Origin of the sequence: Rickettsiella endosymbiont of Miltochrista miniata, assembly GCF_964031245.1 — a bacterium.
GTDB lineage: Bacteria > Pseudomonadota > Gammaproteobacteria > Diplorickettsiales > Diplorickettsiaceae > Aquirickettsiella.
Genome location: NZ_OZ035017.1, coordinates 387457 through 410975 on the forward strand (window position 1 = coordinate 387457; position 23519 = coordinate 410975).

Annotated in this window: 13 protein-coding genes; 12 read left to right on the top strand and 1 reads right to left on the bottom strand. The window is 34.9% G+C overall.

Annotation, left to right across the window (positions count from 1 at the left end; genetic code table 11):
- Positions 1 to 37 precede the first annotated feature (37 nt).
- A complete protein-coding gene (locus tag AAHH40_RS01780) occupies positions 38 to 688 on the bottom strand; it encodes a helix-turn-helix transcriptional regulator (protein WP_342220414.1) in 651 nt (216 codons plus the stop codon).
- A 262-nt stretch (positions 689 to 950) separates the two neighbouring features.
- On the opposite strand from AAHH40_RS01780, the gene AAHH40_RS01785 reads away from it, so the two are divergent.
- From AAHH40_RS01785 to AAHH40_RS01840, 12 genes are all read left to right on the top strand, one after another.
- On the top strand, positions 951 to 1643 hold the full coding sequence (locus AAHH40_RS01785) for a hypothetical protein (RefSeq protein WP_342220415.1): 693 nt from the start codon (positions 951 to 953) through the stop codon (positions 1641 to 1643).
- 177 nt (positions 1644 to 1820) lie between these two features.
- A complete protein-coding gene (locus tag AAHH40_RS01790; RefSeq protein WP_342220416.1) occupies positions 1821 to 2657 on the top strand; it encodes a PhzF family phenazine biosynthesis isomerase in 837 nt (278 codons plus the stop codon).
- A 132-nt stretch (positions 2658 to 2789) separates the two neighbouring features.
- Positions 2790 to 5489, top strand: a complete 2700-nt coding sequence (locus AAHH40_RS01795) for a hypothetical protein (RefSeq protein WP_342220417.1) — start codon at positions 2790 to 2792, stop codon at positions 5487 to 5489.
- Positions 5479 to 7872 (top strand): hypothetical protein, encoded by a 2394-nt coding sequence (locus AAHH40_RS01800; RefSeq protein ID WP_342220418.1) that lies wholly within the window; start codon positions 5479 to 5481, stop codon positions 7870 to 7872. Before AAHH40_RS01795 ends, AAHH40_RS01800 begins: the two co-directional genes overlap by 11 nt.
- 46 nt (positions 7873 to 7918) lie before the next feature.
- The gene (locus AAHH40_RS01805) at positions 7919 to 8824 is read left to right on the top strand and encodes a GTP-binding protein (protein ID WP_342220419.1); all 906 of its coding nucleotides are present in this window, start codon (positions 7919 to 7921) and stop codon (positions 8822 to 8824) included.
- Positions 8825 to 9059: 235 nt separating this feature from the next.
- Complete coding sequence (locus AAHH40_RS01810) at positions 9060 to 12143, top strand: hypothetical protein (RefSeq protein ID WP_342220420.1); 3084 nt, start codon at positions 9060 to 9062, stop codon at positions 12141 to 12143.
- A gap of 337 nt (positions 12144 to 12480) precedes the next feature.
- Complete coding sequence (locus AAHH40_RS01815; protein ID WP_342220421.1) at positions 12481 to 14775, top strand: tetratricopeptide repeat protein; 2295 nt, start codon at positions 12481 to 12483, stop codon at positions 14773 to 14775.
- Between the two features lie 13 nt (positions 14776 to 14788).
- Positions 14789 to 18811 (top strand): J domain-containing protein, encoded by a 4023-nt coding sequence (locus tag AAHH40_RS01820; RefSeq protein ID WP_342220422.1) that lies wholly within the window; start codon positions 14789 to 14791, stop codon positions 18809 to 18811.
- A gap of 12 nt (positions 18812 to 18823) precedes the next feature.
- Positions 18824 to 19369, top strand: coding sequence for a DUF4304 domain-containing protein (locus tag AAHH40_RS01825; RefSeq protein ID WP_342220423.1), 546 nt, complete (start codon positions 18824 to 18826; stop codon positions 19367 to 19369).
- On the top strand, positions 19359 to 20219 hold the full coding sequence (locus AAHH40_RS01830; RefSeq protein ID WP_342220424.1) for a hypothetical protein: 861 nt from the start codon (positions 19359 to 19361) through the stop codon (positions 20217 to 20219). Before AAHH40_RS01825 ends, AAHH40_RS01830 begins: the two co-directional genes overlap by 11 nt.
- Before the next feature lie 218 nt (positions 20220 to 20437).
- On the top strand, positions 20438 to 22033 hold the full coding sequence (locus AAHH40_RS01835) for a hypothetical protein (protein ID WP_342220425.1): 1596 nt from the start codon (positions 20438 to 20440) through the stop codon (positions 22031 to 22033).
- 21 nt (positions 22034 to 22054) lie between these two features.
- Positions 22055 to 23476: a hypothetical protein gene (locus AAHH40_RS01840; RefSeq protein WP_342220426.1), complete on the top strand. Its 1422-nt coding sequence runs from the start codon at positions 22055 to 22057 to the stop codon at positions 23474 to 23476.
- Positions 23477 to 23519: the final 43 nt, after the last annotated feature.

Consider the following 23519-nt stretch of genomic DNA (forward strand, 5'->3'; position numbering starts at 1 on the left):
TTATTTAAGGTAAATAATTTTCAGTTTTGAGGGATAGTTAATCGACGGTTAAGTTTTTCCATACTTTGTATTCTTCTAATACACAGGTCAGTCCGTGTTTAATGGCGACTGACATAATTTCTGCTTTGGAATGACATTGTAATTTTATTTTTAAATTATGCACATACCAACGAGCAGTTAATAATGAAATTTTTAAAAGAGAAGCAATTTTCTTTAATGTGTAGCCATAAAGGATACATCTAAAAACTTCTAGTTCACGTCGTGTTAGATACTCATTACAAAATGGTTCTCCTAAATAAAAACGCTGTTTTTCTAGGTCAAAATTCCCTTCTTTTTTGGTAAGTAAATAACCTGTTATGTCAACATAAGAACCAATAACTCCTACACAATTCTCATTGTTATCCATAAGTTGTGTTTTAGTGACTAAAATATTAGCTATTCCCTTAGGTTGAGTTTGAATTTCAGGTATATTAACTCTAGTTTCTCCTGTTATGGCTTTAGCATCTCCTCTACGATAAAAGTCAGCATGTTTTTTCCAAAAAATATCATAATCAGTTTTTCCTATTATCTGGCTGGGGGAATCTAAACCTGCCGCTTCAGCCAGATTTTCATTACAAAAAAGATATTTTAAATTATTATCTTTTGCAAAAATATAAAGCGATAAATCCGTTAATACTTTTTCTAACATAACATTATTTTTATTAGAAACTTGAAATAATAAATATCATTATATGAATAAAATATCAATTCTCCCCTACAAAGATAGGGGGTAAATAAATTTAAAAAATTACAATTTAAAAAATTGAAAAACAATTAATCTCAAATAGATAAAGATTAAAGATTTACATCCCCTACATTTATAGGGATTTCTTTATTAAAAAGATCACTCAGAATCTATTTAATTTTTAAAACTGCTTAAAGTATAGGTAAATGGAGGACAAAATTTAATCATGGAGAAGAATACAAATTACTATTTATTTACTATTAAACACATACTTCCCCTTTTATATGTGCCTGGACTTACGGTTAAAGTTGTATCAGATATAGGTGTGAGAGTTACAATAAATAAAGAAAAATTGCCTAAAGAGGTCAATATTTTTTTTGTTTATGCAGCTTTAGAAAAGCTAGAAATAAATCCTTATGAGTTAAAATTATACAAAGCATTAAGTCTTTATCTCAAATATCATAAGCCTGTATCAGATGCTTTTTATTTTTCTAAAATTGGTTTTTATATAGGTTGGGTATATGGATTTATAAATGGATTATATTTGACAAAACTAATGGCAATTTTTATTGGGAGCCTTAACTTATCGCTAGTTATGGTTTTGGGTAGTATATTGGGGTTGTTAGCAGGTGTAGTAGGAATTATTTTTCTAGCCGCTAGCATTGGAAGTATTATAGGATGGCTATTATGCAAAATTTTAAATATATATCGAATTAATTTAAAGTATGAAAAAAAGCTCAAAAAAGCAATTAAGCATAGTAAAGTTAAAAATTTACCGTTAAGGCTTACTAAAAAAGATTTTCGATACGCTAAGATAAACTGTTTTAAAAAATATAGAGGACATAATTGTTCGCTTAGTAGGTTAAACAGTAAGAAATCTGATAGCTGTCATCTTAATCAATTTCTTCCTAGTAGATAAAATTTAATTAAATTATTTTTGGAAAATAATAAAATAGATATATATTCTCAATTTTTATAAAATTTAAGGAACGAAATTTATAAAAAATGAACCAGAAACTATTATGAAAAGAGTATGTGTTTTTCTTGGGGCAACCATTCCTCAAAACCCTAAATTTTTACAAGCAACGTTGGCGTTATGAAAGGCTTTAGCAGAGCGAAATGTTCAGCTTGTATATGGCGGTGCAAATGTTGGGGAAATCCCTGTGCCATTGTAGATAATGCTGCGCATCTTAGCAAAGATGAAATGCAAGCAATGGCTACACATTTCAATCTTCCCGAGACAGTTTTTATCATTCCAGATAAAAACCAATACTTGCTTCGATTTTTTGCTACCAAAGGGGAGCTTCCTTTGTGTTGCCATGGTGCTTTAGGCGCAGCATATTATCTTTTTAAATCAGATTATGGAAAATCTTTTAATATTAAACCTTATCAAACAAAAACCGATCTTGATATAGCGTGTAATGATAATTTAATCTCAATGTCTATGGTAAATAATGGAAAAATAATAGATGACAACATAGATCTAGATATTATCAGTAAACTGCTAGCTATAGATAAAACGTCTATAAACGCCCATTTACCCTGCGCTGTAGCCTCTATAGGGAGCCCTAAGCTATTAGCGCCTGTTATCGATAGAAATATTCTATTTAATATGGAGCCTAACTTAGATTTAATCAGTCAATGGTGCAAAAAATACTCTGTCAATGGAGTTTACGTATATTCAAATGATACCGAACAACCTCATTCTGACTATGTCGGTCGTAACTTTAACCCATTGTTCAGCAATCAAGAGGACATTGCAACCGGCGTTGCGGCTGCCGCTTTAGCGTTTATGTTGAATTTAAAAAATGATAAGGAAAAGAATAATTTTACGATAGAGCAGGGCGCTAACTTAACTAGCCCGAGTCGGATTGATGTTTCTATCGATCCAGAAAAAATTAGTATTAAAGGCGAAGCGTATTTCAATCAATAAAAATAAAATTTATTTTTAAAATTATTTAAAATTTTTTTAAAAAAATTTAAGAAAAATGATCTAGGAAATAATTTATTGATCCTCTATACTCAAAAAGTGACATAAAAATAAATTCAATAAAAGGAGATAGCGATGGTTATTGAGACGGTAACAGCGGTTGCGGTGGTTAAAACCGGAAAGGAGATACTTGAAATTCTGCATTTGCTACATGTGGGTCATCTAACGGGTCATGCCAGTTATAAAAAGGGGAGTTCTTTTATACTCGCTCTAGAGCAGAAGTATCAAAGATGGCTAGATCAAAAAAATCCAGCTCGACAATTAAAACGAGAAGCAATAACTCTCTACGACTACCAGGACGCCGGCACGAGGAAGGAGATTAAAAGTCAAGCGGAAGATTATCTGATTACGCTGCAGAAAAGTATTAAGAAATTAGAGAAAGCACAAAAATATTTTTTAGCGATCAATACAACTTTAATAGAACTTGTTAAAGCTTTGCAAAAGAATGACAATCATCAGTGTCAACTCCAATTATTAACGCTCGAGACTAACTTTAAATTCTTTTTAGATAAATTAGACGGATTTTTAGATTTAATTGCTCCGCCACTATCTCGTGAAAAGTTGTATATTGCCGATTTATTATCTGAAACGAAAATTATTGAACGGTTCAATAAATATTTAAAAAGAATTAGGGAGAACGTTGATTTACTGGAGAAGACAGAACAACTGATTGCTAATCAGTTTCAGCAAGGCTTCAATTCGGGTCATACATTGTTACCTGCAATAATCTCAAGTTCAGTTCACCCCTTTGAAAAATTTCAGCAAGATATCAAACAGTATTTGGATTTACTCAAAATAGAACGGAGCAATCCATTGGAGAACAATCCAAATTGGCTGCCCTTGCTAACTGAAGCTGAACAGATAGAAGTCGGACAACGTATTTTTCTACATGGGATGAACGTTGAAGAAAGCTGCGAGGATGAAAAATTACTGATCGCTCAAATTTTCTTACGTAAATCTGTTTCTAATCACTTGGTGAAACAAATGGAAGTTGATGAGCTAGCTTATGAAATGGCCTGCAGTTTACGCAATTGGCAAATTATAAAATGCAAACAGCTCATTCGATTTCTCATAACACTGGAGGGAAGACAGCCATTGCCGAACCAGGATATGGATGGACTGCTAGCATGGCTTAAAACGAAAAAAAGAGAGCAGAATCCGGTCGAGTTGTTCACAGAAATTTTAGTTTCACCGTGTCTTTTCAGCGAGTGCAATTTAGAATCAGCACATGCCAAACTCAGTAGCTTATTTCCTGAACAAGATTTAGATGAACTTATTAAAAAACATCAGAACAGTTTTTGGGGTAGTATCTGGGAAAGAAATGATACGCTGATCCAATTGCCAAAATCATTTAATACGAAAATTCTTCAAGAAGATTGCCTAAAAGAAGATAGCCTATTACAAAGACCCACCATCGTCTCTGCAATGATGCGGAAACTCGCTACAGCGCTTATTGTAGATCTTAAACGGTTACAACTTGAGTTAATGAACAATAAATTTTCTTATTCAAATGAGCAAGCTCGCGCTTGCAAAGAAAAAGAAAAAGCTTTCGAAACACAAAAAAGTGAAGAACATGATGCGGGCGTGGAACGTATCAAGCAGGCCGAGACCCGAACTATTACTATCTCTTCTTTTACCAATAGCTTATTTCCTTATCTCTATCAGGCCAAAAGGATAAATGAAGAAGAACAAAAACTGCAAGTGCCAACCCTCGATGATTTATCACACGTAATTTATAGAGGCGTCGATCCGAACGGAGTTTGTCTCTGGAAAGACAATTCTCAGTCCTTTTCCCGATCCAACCAACTCGTGCATCATTTTTTGCCAGAAAAACCAGGTGATACAAAAACAAAGGCTTGGCTTTACGCCCGTGATGAGTGCCAAGTCAATAGGGTAGCTCTATTTTCTGACTTATTTTCGTCTACTGACCATTTAATTTTATCACAGGCGGTTAAAAATAATCTTTCAGTACAAGCTATTTTAAAAGACAACAAGCAACTCGCTATCACTGCTCAGAGTAAAGCATTGAGTGGTTTGAAACCGGAAACGATGGAAAAAACCGAGGCTGTTTTTCAGGAATTGAAAAATTACTATGTGTTGGCCCTAGTAAGAGCACATCCAGAGTATCAAAAAGAATTATCAATCAAAAAACAACTCGAATGTTTAATTAAAAATTTCTTTAAATCGACTCCGGAAACAGGGAAAGAGCGACTGAAGAGCGTAGAAATATTTGTCGGTGATTTATGTGTTGTATTTTCTGCGAAGGATGCAAAGGATATGGGACGAGCTTTAAAGGATTTTGATAAAAATTATGAGAAAAGATGTCAGGAAGAAAGAAAGGTCGAACACAGCGTTCTCTATTCTATAATAAAAAAGATGATTGAGGGTCCTCTTTCATCCATCAGACACCAGATAAGCGAGCATCTTCCTGAAACTTCCTCGGATCGAGTGATTGAGCAACAATCAAAAGAGCAGGCGGTTGTTACAGAAGATAAAAGAAAGGAAACTGCACAAGTTCGAGAACATGAAGAACATAAAGAAAAAGAAAATGAACATAAAGAGACAGAAAATAAACGTAAAGAAAAAGAAGTAGTATTAGAGAAAATAGCTCGCTTGGAAACTTTAACGGAACAAGAATTACAAACTTTATCAACTTCCGTAAACCTCTCAACATCACGGGTAACACTATTTTCCAAGCCATCTTCATCCCAAACGATGCCAACAGAGGAAGTAGGTCCTAACCCTGTCGCAACAAAGGTTTATTATGGCTCCTAACACGGATATTCCAGTTACAGACTCGACAAACCAGATGATGCAGTTCAATCCACCCCTCTGGATAACCGATTGTTTGTCGATGTCTGTGACTAAAGGCCAAGTTGTTTGGACATCCGATTGGGTCAAATCCTTGCAGAAAGGAGTGGGAGAGGCTGATGCATGGGCCGTTGAATGGGAGTATCAACAATTCACTGATCAATTCAACAGCATGATGAATCAGCCAACCTCAACTGACGAGAACAGCCAGAATGATTGGGTAACTGTCCTATTGCGGCAGTTACTGATGATGCATGTCTATATAGAGATTGCTGTGAAATACCATCCCTCTCTAATCCAAGCAAACCGATGGGTAGAGCAGGTTTTCCAGGTGATGACTATTACACCTAAAAAGATTTACTTAAATCGATTGAGTCTATTAGTCGAAGAAGCTTTCGGTGAAAAATATGAAAAGCAACCTATAAACAAGATGGTAGACCGTGCTTTATTTAAGATCTATCAACATACATTGATCGTCCATTTTCAGCAATTATTGGATCGCTTGCGTAATACGGCTCAAGACCATCCACCTTGCGATGAAGAAGAGAGTGAATATGAATCCTATATTCGTGTGATTTGTATGTTACATGCTTATACCACTCAATTATCTGCTTTACCCCGAACAGAAACGGAACACTTACCAAGTTTGTTATTGGATCAATTAACACAACTTATAAAACTCACGAGTACATTGGATTTATCGCCTTCATGGATGGAACGCTTGAAGCACTGGATATTGTGGTGTTTTAACAAACTGAAATTATGGCATATAACAACACCTAGCGCTGCACAAACTTCATCTTCATCGCTACTGGCTATTAGTCGGCAATTGCGAAAGTCAACTGAAAAGACGATTAGGAAAAAAAAATTAAGGTCACTTAATGTGATACGAGAACGTTGTTGGTTATATTTTTCATTGCATGAGCAACTTATCAATCAATGGTGTAATGAAGAAGAAAGGCATGCACTGGAATATCATTCAACTGCGCTAGCATTATTTGAGAGCTTTATGAGTACTTTTGAATGCCCATCTACGTTTAATAGAGGGATTTTACGTGAAAATCCTCTGATGTCATATCGAAGTGCCAAGTTCAATCGAAAGCAAGTCACACCAGTTCAGCATTGGGAGCCCTTATTAGATATTGCCTTAAATAAACTAGGCACTGATTTATTTATTAGGGGATGGTTTATTTATAATTGTTATTCTAATAGGGCATCCTTACTACATTGGTTGGTTGCTCGACAAGAACCTCGTCTAATGGCTACTATCAAGGCTTATGTAAACACCGAAGAGAGGGATTTTCAGGAAGATGAAATTTCAAATTTTGATAAAAGAAATCTGTATCGTTTTGTTCAAGCTACTTATAAAGATTTCTGTGCGGACCTAAATTTGATCACACAAATGATCCTAAGTGTTTGGTTTAAAAAAATTGATATCAATGTTTCCCACACAGATTTGACTGCTATTTTATCAAAACCAGGACGTTGGTTACATCATAAGAAACAAGAACCCCCATCAACACGATCCACACGATGGGAAGACACTATTCCTAATCTCGCCTATATTTTGTACCGTGCGATTGAATACTTAGGGGCTGGTTTATATTTCTTCCCACCCCTCCAACAACATTGGTCTGCATTACAAGAAGCGCTATCAGCACATACAGAGAATCTTGCAGAATTTGTGCATCATCATCATGCTGAGATTGCCACGATCATTAAAAAATTATTATTGATATTTCATTTAGACCATAAATCTAAAGCGAGTAGGGATAACGCGCTCTTAAATAATTTGGCACAATGTTACATTCCGCAGATTCAGTCTGTTAAAAACGATTTACAAAAATTCAGAGAATTAGACTCTGAGGAATTACAAAGCGATGAAGCGGAAAGAGCAGCCGATTCTTTATTATGGGAACTGAAACAAGTCGTATTCGATGGCATGCATTCTCATCTCAGGAGTATGCAATGGATTATCAATGCGCTTTCTTTACCACCTGAGGAGTTACAACGAGAGCATACCCAGGAAAACTGTGACTATGTTAATAAAGTCAAAGAAGTCGATGCTGAGATAGCCAGGGCTCGTAAAAGTGAAAAAGAGGCACGCCGAGAGAGAGAGAAAATGCGCATAGAAAGAGAAGAAATAGATAGAGAAACAGAAGCCGCATTGGAGAAAGTAGCGCGTTTAGAAGCTTTATTAGCGGAACAAGCACGATCTACTCAACCAGTTCCCGCCAACATAACAAAGTCAGGAATGACGCTATTTTCTGATTCAGCTCCATCCCAAAAAACACCAACTGAGGTTGCCGATCCTAATCCTGTTTTAACAAAGGCTCACTTCTACTAGAAAATAACTGATGTTAAATTACAAATTCATTAGGAGATAACTGAACATGCCCAATCATAGCGATAATAAATGTAAAATTATTTTGGTAGGTAAATTGAGGGTAGGTAAATCGTCTTTAGTAAGACGTTTAATCGGTCTGGGCTTTAGTTATAATTATGAGCCTACGATATTTAATGATTTAGCTCTCCTTCAAAAAGAGTCAATAAGACTTTATTTATGGGAATTTTCAGGCGATGAAAAATTTACAACCCTATCAAAATTATATTATAAATCTGCATCAATCATTATTTACGCACTAGACTCTACTAAAAACACAGAGGAAAATAAAAGAATATTTTTGGAGTTTAAGGAGGAAATTTCATCGATACTTCCTATTTCTGATTGTTTTCAAATGATCGTTTTTACTAAAAGCGATGATAAAGATTCTAAGCTTTCTCAAGATTATCTCAAGGAATTTGACACTTTTAATGTTCCAACTATTGTTTGCTCTGCGAAAGAAAATAAAGGTATTACTGAGGTAAAAGATACATTGTTCAACTTTAGTCAATTTTCACCTATAAAAAAAATGGAAGAAGAATCATTGATATCTGCTATTGAGAGACACAGCAAAACATTAAGTAAAAAACATTCTCAATTATCTAAAAATAAATCAACGGCTCTTGAGGCAATTGCTAAAGCATGCCGTGATGGAGGAATGGGTCAGCATCGAAGCCAGACTAATGTAAGGTGCTTATCTATAGAGAAGATTCCTAAAATTAAAGCAATCATTGGAGAAAAAAAGGGAATTGTCGGTCAACATAGGCATTGGTCTATTTTTAACTGGTTTTTTAATTTGCTTGATCCATCATTTTTAGAGCACCGTGTTACTAGTAATGAATTAGTGAATAAATTAGATGTCTACTTAAAGCATTCAACGGATAATTTAGAATCGATTAGACCAACTAATCATTAATTATTGTTAGGTATTCTAACTTTTTGCTTGAAAATCCGATAAACTTTATTATCGTAGATAGTCCTAGCAAAATATATCTCAGTAACAATATATAAAATACAGATTCAGGGCGAAGCTTATTTTTATTAAAAAATAATTAATTTTTTAAGATCGATCTATTAAATAATTTAAATATAAATTATCCTTGTAAAAATAAGAAAAGAATTGGAAACAACTACAACAAAAGGAGTAACTTATGCAAGATTCAGTTGATTTAGAAAATAATCTGCCGGAAACGAAGGAACTATTGACGGAAGGAAACCGCAAGCTTGAACCATCACATCCAGGCTTGAGAGAGATTGCATGGATTTTTAATGATAAAGAGATATTCACCGAAGAGAATATTCAAGCACTCCAATTGCATCCAAAGCCGATGGCACTTAGTGAAACATTAATATTATTGCATAAAATAGGGATTATTAATCAACAAAACTTAAAAATTGTTCTATCGCATCTAGAACTAGAAATAGTTAATCTAATGCTTAATACTCTTCAAGAAGCGGGAATATTCACTCAAGAAAGCTTCGAACAGGCTTTGTCGCACCAAGAATTAGGGCCTATTAAATTATCCCTTGATTATCTCCAAGGAGCAGGGATCCTTACTAAGGAAAATTTCGAACGCGTTCTATCGGAACAAGAAATAACGCCTATCGCATTATCTCTTGGATATCTTCAAGAAGCAGGGATTCCTACGCAAGAAAATTTTGAACATGTTTTATGCCACCGAGAGCCAATATCTATTGCATTCTCCCTTAGTTATCTCCGAGAAACAGGGATGCTTACCCAAGAAAACTTTGAAAGCCTCAGATTGCACAAAGAACCAATGTGTATTAAAGCAGTGCTTAGTCTTCTTCAAAAAGCCGGGATACTTACTCAACAAAACTTTGAAAGTGTTCTGTGCCAAGATGTAACTGATATTGAACAGTTGCTTAGTTCTCTTCATAAAGTGGAAATGCTTACGCACAAGAATTTTGAACATGTTCGATCACACCCTGATCTAAAAAGTATCAGTCGCATTTTGAAACTTATCCAAGAAACAGGGATTCTCACTCAAGACAACTTCGAAAGTGTTTTGCTATGCAAAGAGCTATCAGATATTGAATGGGCGTTTCAGCTTTTCCATCTAGCGGGGATACTGATTCAAAAAAATGTTGAACATATTTTTATTTTGTCGCAACAAGAGTTAATGATTATTACATACGCCCTTAATTTTCTCCAAAAAGCAGAGATACTCACTCAAGAAAACCTTGAACATGTTTTGTCGCACAAAGAGCCAGTGTATATTGCAGTATCATTTAGTTTTCTCCAAAAATCAGGGATCCTCACCCAAGAAAGTTTTGAAGGGGTCCGATTGCACGAAAAACCAATATATATTAAAGAATCACTTAATTTTCTCCAAGAAGCAGGGATGCTCACTCAAGAAAATTTTGAAGGTGTTGTATCACACCCAGAGTTAGAAGCAGTCAACCGCATTCAGAAATTAATTCAAGAAGCGGCGTTACTGACTCAGCAAAATTTCGAAAGTATTCTGTCGAGTCAAAATCCATCAGATATTGGGCTGTCGCTTAGTTCTCTCTATAAAACCGGAATTCTCACCCAAGAAAATTTTGAACATGTTCTATCATGCCAAGATGAAAATATCAGAAGTATCGGAATGATACTGAAGTTTATTCAAGAAGCAGGGATGCTTACTCAAGAAAACTTTGAACATATTAGACAACGCAAAAACCCAAACTATATTATACTATCTCTTAATTCCCTTCAAAAAGCGGAGATACTCACCCAAGAAAATTTGGCAAGTGTTCTCTCCCACCCAGAGCCGAAAGCAGTTTGCGTGATGCTGGGTCTTATGCAAGTAGTAGGAATCCTCAATCAGCAAAACTTAGAAGCTGTTCTTGCATATCCAGAGCCCATGTATATTGGAGTGTCTATTATATTTATCGAAGGCGTAGGGCTGCTCACGCAACAAAATTTTGAAGTTATTTTATCTCCTCCAAAACCAAACATAGTTAAGTTGCTTCTGAATCTTGCTGTGACCCAAACTTTAATCGTAGAACTAAATATAGATGTGGGGGACATACAGGTGCTTAACCAAGAAAAATTTGAGACAATTTGGTTACATTCGGAGTCAAATGATGTTGCAACTAGTTTAGAAGATTTTCAAGCTGCTGAGATAGAGAATCAGACAAGCTTTTCACTATTGGTTGAATACGGCAATATATTGATGGACGAAATAGTGGGAACATTATTTTTACATCTAAGCTTAGATCTTTTAACTGGAGTATTTCAAAGATTTCGCCAGGAAAATCAAGATGCTAATGTTAATAATTTATCCTCTATAAATGATAAACAAAGCACTCATACAACGAGCGTCCATCAGTCTGCCTCTGAATCTGCCACGCAATTATGGTCACATTACGGCTCTCAACTCCAAGATTCTAATTTAGATCATACGATAGGGAGATTAAATAATTTTATTCAAGGTTTGTCCGAAAATTCTGAAAAAAATAGAGCCGCTAAGCGTTGTATCGTAAGAATCACGGCTAAGGATTATATATTTACTGATAAAACTTCAGGAGTGAGTTTGAGGCAGCTATTAGCCGCAACTTATTTAGCTGTGTTGGATGAGAAAAATCGATCTGGAATTTTACAAGATGCTGAAAAACAACTGATTGAAGGACTTTATGAGATGCAATGTGGCGGTAATTTATCTGAAAAGGGAGAATATCTAGGAGGGGAAGATGATCCTATTTGCCCTTCAGGTACTTTCAATAAGTTGATTGAAAAATTACAAGGTGTCCATCCGGATTGTGAAATTCGTTTTATGACAAATAAAACAGCCGCACTTAAGCTTCGTATTATTGTTAAGGAAGCCGCTTTGGAGTATTTATCGTCATTAGCAAGCCCCATTAATACAGAGGAATTTATAAAATTTACTCATTTGATGCAGCAAATCAAACAACAAGGAGTTGGAGTGATTTGGGTTAAAATCAAAGAGTCGGTAAAAATCAAATTATTCAATGAATTTTCTGATTTTTATCAAGATAAAGAAAATAAGGATTTGAAAGCTTTAGTTCAAGCAGGGCAATATACTGTTTTAAGCGACAAAGTTTTAAGTGTGTTTCAAGAAAAAATACAAAACTCTAAAGGCTACTATCGATACTGTAGTTATTTGTTACACCAAAATGGGTTATTTTCTACATATAAACAAAATGAAGTTGTTAATTATAATGATCCTATCCAAGAAAATATTTCTAATGCACGGTTTTTAACTAGATAGAACAAATTTAGCGTATTTTAGATTTAAAATAAAATAATTAATTTTTTAAGCTCCATCTATGAAATATCTAAAATATAAATTATACTTTTACTCAATATAAGTGTTAAAAAAATAACAAGGAAAAGGAATGATAGCGTTATATCCTTTAAATGTAAGATTTTTATTCTTCAATTCTAAATTAATATCTTTCTATATTTTATTTTCCTTACTGAAACTTGAGCAATCGCTATTAACTAACTTTTTATTATAGACAATAGAATTTTATTAATAGGAGAGATTTTGAAAATTTAATTAAAATTATACAGTTTTAAAAATAAATAACAAAAAAGGTATAAAAATGCCAAAAATATTTTCCACTGAAACTTATTTGAATCTTTTAGGCTATCGCTCGAATATTAGTTTAGGTAATTGCTTTCATTATGGAGTAAATACTGAAATAGATCTTAAATTAGCTAGAATGTATTATGTTCGCGCTCTTAAAACACAAAAATCTTCTGCATTACATCATTTAAGTCTTTTAGCTAATGAAGAAGGTAATAAAGGAGAGTCTTTTTATTTTCTAGGTATGAAATACGAATATATCCATGAATGGGAAAGGGCATTAACTGCTTATGAGACTGCGGCTAAAGAAAATTATGTTCCAGCAATGTATTTTGCTGGGAAAGTTTTTAAAAATGACCGATTAACAAATCGTGGCCAACTTGTTTTTAAAAAGGATATAACAAAAGAGTTAAGTTGGTATAGGAAAGCAGCAGTAGGTTATTCGGCTCATGCGTTAAATGATTTGGTAGAGATGAGTGAGTATGAATCTAAGGCAGCTTTACATTTAGCGCAAATGTATGAAGAAGGTGAAATTGGCAATAAAAAAGTTATAACTGCTGCCTTAAGTTATTATGAGAAAGCGTATGAACTACATAATAGGGAAGCGGCATATCGATTGGGGCGGTTTTACGAACTTGGAGAAGAGCCTGTTAATAAAGATCTTCGAAAAGCTTTTGATTATTACTTACTAGCAGCGAACCAGGATTGTGAATTAGGCTCAGAAGCATTATCAGGTTTAGATAGAATTGTAAAAATTTTAGATGACAATTTATTAAGCTACAAACTTGCTGAGATATATCAACTAAATTTTAAAAAAAATCAACCTGCCTTTAAATGTTATCAAGTTCTTGCCAATAAAGGTGATAAAACTGCTTTAAAACACATGCAGCAACTTGCCGATAAAAATCCAGATTGTGCTTTTGAACTAGCAAAGTTTAATACAGTAAATAATTTAACTTTAGAAGATCCGAAGCCAAGATATTACTATTTTGGATTGGCTATGCATGGTTACCATAATGGAGCAAAAAAACACCTAGAAACTTTAGCAGGTTCTGGTGATATTGAAGCCCAATATACTTTGGCTTGTACCTATTATGATCTTAAATTTTTAGATAAATCTATTATTTATTTTCTTCTGCTAACGGGGCAATCTTATGAACCTGCAATAGATTTTTTGAAAAACAAATCTTTTAGCAAAGATCATTATTTCTTTATTGCAGAAAGTTATGAAAATGGCAACCAAAATTTGCTAAAAAATTCGGACTTAGCGATATTTTTTTATAAAAAATCGTTTGCGGAAGGGAGTAAAGAGGCAGCTTTTCGTTTAGGTCAGCTTTATAGTGATTCTGATGTTCGCATTCAGTTCAAAAAAGCCCGTGAATATTTTCTTAAAGCCCATCAGTTAGGTCATTCAGAAGCAGATTGTGCTTTTGAACTAGCGAAGTTATATGAACAAAATACTCAGATTAAAGAACATTTGCATATAGCATATGGTTATTATGCAAAAGCTATGCTCAATCATCATGAACTATCTCAAGAACATTTGGAATCTATAGCAAAGTCTGGAGAGGTGAAAGTTCAATACATTCTAGCCCATACCTATTATCAGCAAAAAAAATTCGATAATGCTATCCATTGGGGTTTGAAATCAGCTGAACAACAATATGCGCCCGCCATCGAATTTTTAAAAAACCAACCATTTACAAATAAATATTACTTACTTATTGCTGAGACGTATGAACATGGCAAAGAAGGTATCGAGAAAAGTAAAGAGTTAGCTTTATTTTTTTATGAAAAAGGGTGTGAAGTCGGAAATAAGGAACTTGCTTTCCATATGGGTCAATTATGCCAACTGCCTAGTGAAACGGAAGGTTTAATTAAGGATCCAAATAGAGCATGCGAATATTTTATTAAGGCAGCCCAATGGGGATGTGTGGAAGCAGAAATTACACTCAATCAACTTGGAGCAGAAATAGATCCTGAGATGCAATTAAAACTAGGAAATGTGTTTCGTAATCCCCCTTTTAATAATCAATTAAAGGCATTGCATTGGTATCAGCAAGCGATTGAAGGTAAGAATCTGGATCCGAAATTGGAATTAGATAAAGCACTGACAAAGATGTTGGACTCTATTGGTGTTGAATTTTCATTTCAAGAAATCATCAAGCTAGCCCAGCCCGAATCAAATCGATTTTCATTGATAAAGCATAGCATTTTTAGGGCTGAACCCATGGATATTGATGATATTTACGGCACTCTAGCAAGCTCAATACCTAGCACATCTAGCATTTTTCAAAGTATTAGAAATTGAGGTTTATAAAAATATGCAAAATTTATATCAAGTTTTAGGGGTTGATAAAGCCGCGCCGATACCCATCATCAAAAAAGCCTACCGAAATAAAGCTTTGTTGGCGCATCCTGATAAAGGAGGCGATGCTGAAAAAATGGCGTTGTTAACAACGGCTTATCAAACCTTGATTGATCCTGTACAACGACGACAATTTGATAATGAATGGGAAATCTATAATGTTTCAAATGATGAGGAATTCTCCTCACTACTCAGTGGCCATTTACCCACCGCAGGTATCTCATTTTCAGCGAACTTTAGAAAAGATCATGCAGAGTTAGTTAATAAATACCAACAAAACCCTCTTGGTAAGGGTTCCCCAGTAGATTATTTCAAACCTTTTCATTCTAAACTCTATTCTAGCAGTAATAAAGAAAGTTTTTTTTATAGCAGTATATTTTCATTTATAAAAAATGAATCATGTTTAGAGACTAAATTAAATATCAAATTTCTAACTCCGGAAAAGGCCATAGAATTATTTCTTAAATTCTTACAAGGGGACTATAGTGGAAATACACTTAAGGAATTGGAAGGAGAGTTTGCTCGTAAAATAATAAATATGGAAATCAATCCTTCTTATTACTCTCAAGATTTAGGCTTGTTTAATGGGATCTATGAAATTTTGTCTCTAGCAGTTAATGAGACAGATCCCGATCATACCCTTTTATTTTCCTTGCAAAAAATCACTGATTATGCTGCATTAACTGCAGAACAAACAATGGTTTATTTTGCTCCTTTGTTTCAAAGTAAATACTTTCGAAATTTGTTTTCTCAAGCATTACACCTCTACTGGCTTAAGGATGAGTCTGCTCTAGATACCGATCGTTTGAAGATGCTCGATGGTCAATCTGCCGCTGAAAAATTAATCGAACGATTTAAATTAAAACTATCCGAAAATAGAGCTACAGGTAAGTCAAACGAACAGTTGGCTAAGCTTCTCCAGTATACGCGTTTATTATCCAAACTAGAAAAAGATCTACATAAGTCCCCCTATGTTACTTACACCGAACGGGCAGCATTCTATCGAAACAAGGCTTTTCATTTATTAGATTGGATGCCTGCTTTAATTGGTTTATCTGGACAGATGATCATTGTAAATACGGTAATGCAAGCGGCGATAAGTTTTCAAAAAGCGTCATTACAAGAAACCAATCTAGTTTTGCAAATGGCTGATGAAAAAATAGCAACACAGCTTTATCTGTTAGCTATGCAAATTGGACGCCGGGCGACACCCGATGTTGAACTGTATATTCAAGTGCAAGGATTGAAGTTTTTGTTGTCGTGTCAATATATAGATTCAGAATTAGAAGAAATTATTACTGCATTTCAGCATCACAGTTTATTGGTTGCCGATATGTTCCCTTTTTTCCAACCACTGCAATCGAATATTGAGTTTGTATCACAAGAAGATCAAACCATTTTGCTAATGCGTCAGTTGTTGCATGCTCTTATTGATATGGCTGACAAAGCAAAAGAAGAGGGAAGTGAAATAAAAATAGATCACACCTATGTTCGGGTATTTTATCAAGCCTATGAAGCTTGTTTGAAAAATTGGTATCAAAAGCAGTATCAACCCGAGGTGGAAAAAGCATTTCGTTCACGGTTAATGCAGGAGCTGCTAGAAAGCAAAAAATGGGAAAACTTAGATCTTAATTATAATCTTAATGCACCATGGGCCATGAAAGAGGTCTTAGATGAAGACGGCTGGACTCAATCTCATCAAACACTGGCGCTTAGTAAAAAAGCAAACATTCCTACCTATCGTACGGTACACGGACTTGAAATCAATTATAAAACCGGGAAGCTCGGATTCATTCTGGATTATTGTGAGGCCAAAGAGCCCGATTTTAATCGGCTGTTAACACTATACGATTTAGATGAACTTTTTCAAAATCAGATGACTTCTGCATTTTTCAGTTTGGATCCAGTAGATCCCGATATGCCTTATCATCCCTTTAATGAAATGCGTTTTGCACCTTCTACTTTATACCATTCGCAATTATTGCATACGATGTTGCTTACCGACTATGTATTAAAGTTTTTAACGGTAGGTCAAGAAGTACAACGTCGAGACCCTTATGATTTTAGACCGCTAGATGAGATTACTAAGAAGCTACCTGCCTACTTAAAAAAAATTATTGATGATTTTCACGCGAGTAATCATAAAGAAGCCGTGCATCGTTTTTGGATTGAATCGGAAGCAGTTCCCTATGCGATAGATGATAAAGAACTCAATACCAACGGTAATGTGTTATTTGCTTTTGGCGATATAAAAATGATCGTTAAGCATCATAGGATGGTCAGAGATGTAGATGGTAATTTAGTTGATAAAGAAGGTGAGGGGGAAGGGTGGGATTGTTATGTTTTAACGCCTAAACAATTACGGGAATTGCAAACTGGAAAAAGAGTGATTGCTGATCCAGCACTACTTGTCATTCAAGAGACGTCAGAAGTCATTTTTTGGGAAGATCAAAAAGTAGAGCAACGTTGTGTTTTGGAAGCAGACAAACATCATTTAGTACGTATAAGTAAACGTAAGCGTGGTGAACAAGAAAAGGTTCTAATTGATGATTCTGAATCCTTGCATCAGATTTATCGTATTACGCGTAAGGCCGCATCAAAAACTGGAATGCAGCATCGTTTCTCTCCAGAATTTATTTTCGCTCAGGAATTTACGGCCCATTATAACGAGTTTGCAATATATTTCCCTGAGTTCGGTCGTTTACGTGAATTAAGCAAGGCTACCGTTTTAGTCAATATCATGGCGAGTCAGCGTGAAACGAACGAAAAAAACATGCAGAGCAATCGAAATTACTTGAAGGAAAAAATACTCTGGGGAAAAGAAGAGCATCGTTATTGGAAAGAGACGGAACAACAGTTAAAAATTCTTGTTAGAAAAAATATTATTGATAATTTTAATGAATGGCGACAAAAGCTTTCCAAAGAGAAACTTCAACAAAAACGAAAGACATTACTCAATGAATTAAAGCAAAAAATCGGTTCATTAACTTTTACTGCTAATTCACCAGAAATCAAAGAGGCTTGCCAAAAAATTCATGATAGTACGCGCTGTGATTTTATTGCTAAACAAGGTCAACGCAAATGGAATGAATCTGTTTCAAAAGAAATATGGACGAAAATAAATCTAGAAATTCCAACTTTTATAAAACAGTTAAGCACGGATAAGCGGGATGCTTGTCTGAATCAGCTAAAAGAATTGTTTAAAACAGAACTATCGAGACTATCGAGTTGGCAGCCAACTCAATTACTTAATAAATTTTTAGATGGAGATGATAAACCGTTAATTAAGGTACTCGTCGAATATGATGGGCAGCAAGTTGCAAAAAAAATCAAAGAAGTTTATCCAGAACATACGCTAGAAAGTTTAGATAGTGCTCTCAATAATACACTATCCAATGTTGATGCAATTGTTGAGGAAGAAACTAAAAAAGCCCTAGAACAACATAAGGAACATTTAAAAGAAAAAATTACGGAGGGGCAAAAGCTAGAAAACTCTTTTGTTGAACTGAAATTTGGTTCCAATAAATCTAATATAGATCTTAAAGAAAGCTGTTTGTGGGTACCTGCGAGTATTCGACATGAAGTAGATAGTGGCCATACACGAGCCATTTATGGGGGGGTACGTGTCTCAGGAATTGGTAGATTTATTAATCCTAATACTGAAGCTATCCTTTCTAGACAAACGACATTTGCTGCACGTCAATTATGGCATAATAAGCTTGTTGGGGATGCATTTAGAGACATGTTGGCTCATGGTTTGCGTCAACATGGTTTGAGCGTGAGAACTGAGGTTACCAAACCTACTGATTTAGGTCCCCGACGTATAGATATAGAGGTTTGGCGAAGCGGGGTATGTTTAGGCGGTATCGAAGTAAAATCGGGAAATCCGCCTCCTAATTCAGCCCAACAGGCAAAAGATGCATGGTTGTTACGTGAAAGTAATTACCGGGTAAATACAGTCCGTTATCCCTATCCATAGAAGGCTAAAAAAATGAACCTAGTCGATGCATATAAGCAATTACTTAAAAATATTCATCATACTCTCAAAGAACATGGATATTCTCGCAAGGCAGGCATTTTTTATAAAAAGTATAAAGATAACTGGGGCATTGTTGGCTTTCAAAAAAGCACAAGTAGTAGTAACGAGTTTGGAATAAAATTTACTATTAATCTCGGTGTTTATTCAGAAGCAGTGGCTGAACTCTTAGATCCTGCGCGTATTAAGCCAAGGCCAGCTGTCTGGGATTCTCAATGGGGACAACGTATTGGTTATTTATTACCCTACGATGATGATAAATGGTGGGTCCTTGATGACGCAACTTCAATGGAATTTTTAGAGAAGGAAATTCAAGAATGTCTTTTACAGAAGGTTATACCTGAAATTGATAAATGTATTATCAATAATCACTTGTTAGATTTATGGGTACTGAATCAATTACCGGGAACCGGCCTTTTATATAGGCAAAGCGTTCCTTTTTCAGCAGATTATAAAAATAGACTTTCTAAACTAATAGACCAAAAAAATAATGAAAACTAATAATGAACTCTTGTTAGGCACCTGGATCCATGATTCAGGCGATGTTAAATCAATTCAACAATTTGGAAATGTAAAGCTTCATTTCACTGCAGATGGGTACCTTATATATACTATCCTAGGCAAGGAGAAAGATCAAAAGGCATATCTTACCTACCGTATTGAGAATAATGTGTTAATAACCGATCAGCCATCTTCCCCACGGGAAGAACGAATAAATTTTCGAATTACTGAAGACGGGAAATTAGAACAAGAGTGCTCAGACGGTAGCACAGTACGCTATATTCGTACTCTGATGTCTGTTAATACCCATAAAGATGCGATATATACTATTCCTAATTTTGCTGAGTTTGTTGGGTTTTATGGTGTACATATGATTTGGTCGTTAGAAGAAGCCGAATATGTTGGCCCTTTTTTTTGTGTGCAAAAAGGGGATGAAGCCTGGTTTGAACGTTTTGAAAGTGCATTCTACGAGGATGCCGCAGCAAAAGCTAAAGATCATTATGAGGCAATATTCCTATCTAACGTCGATTATGCGCTGTTGGGCTATGATGGGTTTTTAACTCGAGATAATAAACGGAGTGAATCTCTTTTTATTCAAGCATTTGAAAGGAGAGATTCTTTGCAAGATGGATCAATCTCAATAATAATTCCGTATGCTCGAGACTATAATGCAACAAGTTTAGTCATTGGTCGAATTGAAATTTATCTACCTAGAAATTCTTCGGATGCTGATAAAAGTGGATTTTTAAATAATTTTAAAACAGGTGCTCATAATCATACTAAAGGGTTTGAATTTTGGAATAATCACCGGGATTGCAATTCAGAATCGATATTAATTGCAGAATACTAAAACGCTGTAAGTTAAATCCGATAAACTTTATCTGCGTAGATAGTCCCAGCAAAATCTATATTTCTGTAACAATAGATAACCTACAGATTCAGGGCGAAGCCTATTTTCTTAAAAAATTATTAATTTTTTAAGATCGATTTATTAAATAATTTAAATATAAATTATCCTTGTAAAAATAAGAAAAAAATTGGAAACAACTACAATAAAAGGAGTGTTCTATGCCCAAGGCTACCACTAAGACCACACATTATAATCATCAAGATAGACCAAACTCGTCCTTTGATACCGTTTTGGACAGCTTTATAGAAACAGGTCATTTTACATTAACCAATGAAATAGTAACGATAGAGTTGCTATCCTATTTTATCCAATATTTAAATTTAAATAAGCCATCTAGGTCTTCCTCTAAACTGGATTATAAATTTTATTTAGATAATGTTGCTTTTGACCTAGGGGTTCAAAACTTTTCTTCAGATATAAAGCCCGTTCGCATATTCATGGACGAAATCTTTAGCTTTTCACCTAAATGGAGTGTTATTGCGTTAGATAATGTGAGTATTGTACAAGATGAAAATTATTATCCACTCAGTTCGTATTTTATACTTGCATTTCTGGCACGATTTGCAGTGTTGGAAGAAGATAAGCCAGCGAAGGTAACTATAACGAATGCTTTGATTATAACGAATGCCGAATTTCATCGATGGGCATGGATGAGATTTTTAACCAACCCACCCAGGTTTGATAGTTTAACTTTAGAATTGTTACCTCATGAAGAGCAAGAAGAGGATTTCTTACATCTTTGTGCTGCATTACAGTACGCTCAAATTTACGTTTTGAATTTAGGTAATACGGAGATCACTGTGAGAGGATTTCTGGCTTTAAATCAGTTATTAGATAAAAACTATTGGATTAGAAAGGTGCTATTAAAAGAGCCTAGTGATCGTGAATCACGTGCAATCGTTAAAAAGTATGCCAGAAAATTATTGTATCTCGATCAAGAACAATATTTCGAAGGACGTTGGCCTTTAGCTAAATATGATTTAAATCAATTAGTAGAAGAGGGGACAAGAACGGTAGGTCATTGGTTATTAGAAAATGCATTGGCACGAAATGACACCTTTACGGTGGGATGTTTGATAGAAGCAGGAGCTAATTTATTGGAACAGCCAGGTAACGAAAAACCCTTTTTAATTCAGATCTTTGAAAAAAACAGAGATTTTAAACTAATAATCCTCAATCATATTATTTATCATGAGACCTTTGGAAATAAGATAAAGCAGAGCTTACAGGATTATCCAGACTCAAGAGAGCTAATGAAGAATATGGAAAGTTCTCTTATAGCCTATGCTGAAATTTTAAGACAAAGAGCCTGGGGCCTATTAGATGGTTATGAGATGCTGCTTAATCTACTTAAAACAGTGGCGCTATTATCGCGCCCTTCTAAACAAAGAGATCAGGAGTTTATAGACATCTATTGGCGATTATTTAAGTGTCTTATTTTGTTTCATGATGCAGAAGGAAGGGTTACTATCGAGTCGATATCCAATGCACAAAGTATGCTGAATGAAATAATGGCTATTTCAAAGAAGGCAGACTTGGGTTGGGATCATGGATCAAAACTACATCATGGCTTACCAGATCATATAGATTTATTAATGAAAGCTATGAATTCTATTAAAGAATTGGTAGCGCAACAAGCCAATCCTCTTGATGAAAAGGATAGAGTGACAGAACAAGGGGCAGCGAATACAGACTCTGAAGAATCACAATTAAATGAACCAGGTCCTAGTACGAGATTTTATCCTAGGCGTTGAAAAAATGGAGGATTGCAGGGAATGCTAAATAGGTTATTGGCAGACATAGGAAATGGATTAGCTAAAAAACCTTTTGAAAGAATATCTTGGTGGTGGGGTCCAAGATGGGTGGATTTTATTAGCGTGGATCAGCCGCTCACTGTTGATAATCCTTTATGGCAGCGAGATAAAAGTAGCCTGAAGAATATACGACTATTTGGTTTATCTCCAAATGAGTTACAAGCAGAGATTATCGACTACTGGCAACAGCCTTTCTGGAAACGTTGGCTCTTAAGTTTATTTACCTCCATTCATAGCAAGATCAAGCTATGGTCTTACTATCACCGTTGCTTGTCTTTTCGTAAAGTTTGTAAAAAAGATCGATATGGCGAACCCATAGACTTGGTATTTGAACAATACGTAGGAAAAGAAGTTATGGATAGGTTACGTAAAAGTCGAATTCAGTTTGAAAATTATATAGAAAAACGTGCTGGAAACTTAACGATAAAAAATAATTTAGGTCATTTGCGAAGTGTTTTTGCTAGAAAACATTGGCAGCTTTTCTCAAAGTTGGTGAAGAAAAAATTAAGTCAATTATCCACTGAAGTAGACAAAGATAGCCTACACAGTCAATTAGAAAAGGAATCTGAAAGACTTAGAATGATTTTATTTTCTTATTTGTATACTTGGCATGAAAATATTTTTAATCCAGCTAGGGATAATGACGAAACCATTAACAGTGGCACATTGGTTGATGTTTTCGCCGGAAAAGAAATTAGCTATTCCATACACTCGATAAAAGACTGGGTGAGGATGAAACAACAGGTGATACAGTCACTATTGGAAGGGCAATCACCTGAGCAATTTCTTAATATTAAAAACTTACTGGAATCTTGCTTCTCTAAATTAAAGACATTAGTCGATATGCATTTAAATAATGGTGTAAAGCTGATTGTTGCGGTGAGAAAGAGAAAATTGAGCTGTAAAGACGCGATTCGACAGACAAGAATTCTACAAACTGAGCTGGTTCATTTGCTAAAAAAAAGTATTGTGTTATTTCATCCCGATAAGTCATTTGGAAATGAAAGGCTAGGAAAGATACAGACAGAACTATTGCAACAATTTCAACAATTAGCTGAAGAATCTCAGGAGATGATGGAAAAAAAATTACAGTTATTATGGGATTATTTGCCAAAACGGACAACAAGGCAAAAAGTTCAAAAAATGGAGCAAGAAATTAATCGAAATATGCCCGAGTTGGAACAAGGAATAGAAACTAATTTTGCGCAAACTCGTATAGAGCGAGAAGAGACAAAAGCTAACGTGGATAAATGTATTCAATCACAAGTCCGCTCAAAACTGATTCACAATCCACCTAATGACTTCATACTGGAAGAAAATAACATACAACAAAAGGATGAGCAGCGCTTCAGACGTTTACAACGTTACACACCCGTATTTTAATTGCTTTGATTAAGAATGAAATGATTCCTGAATTCAAGTAATA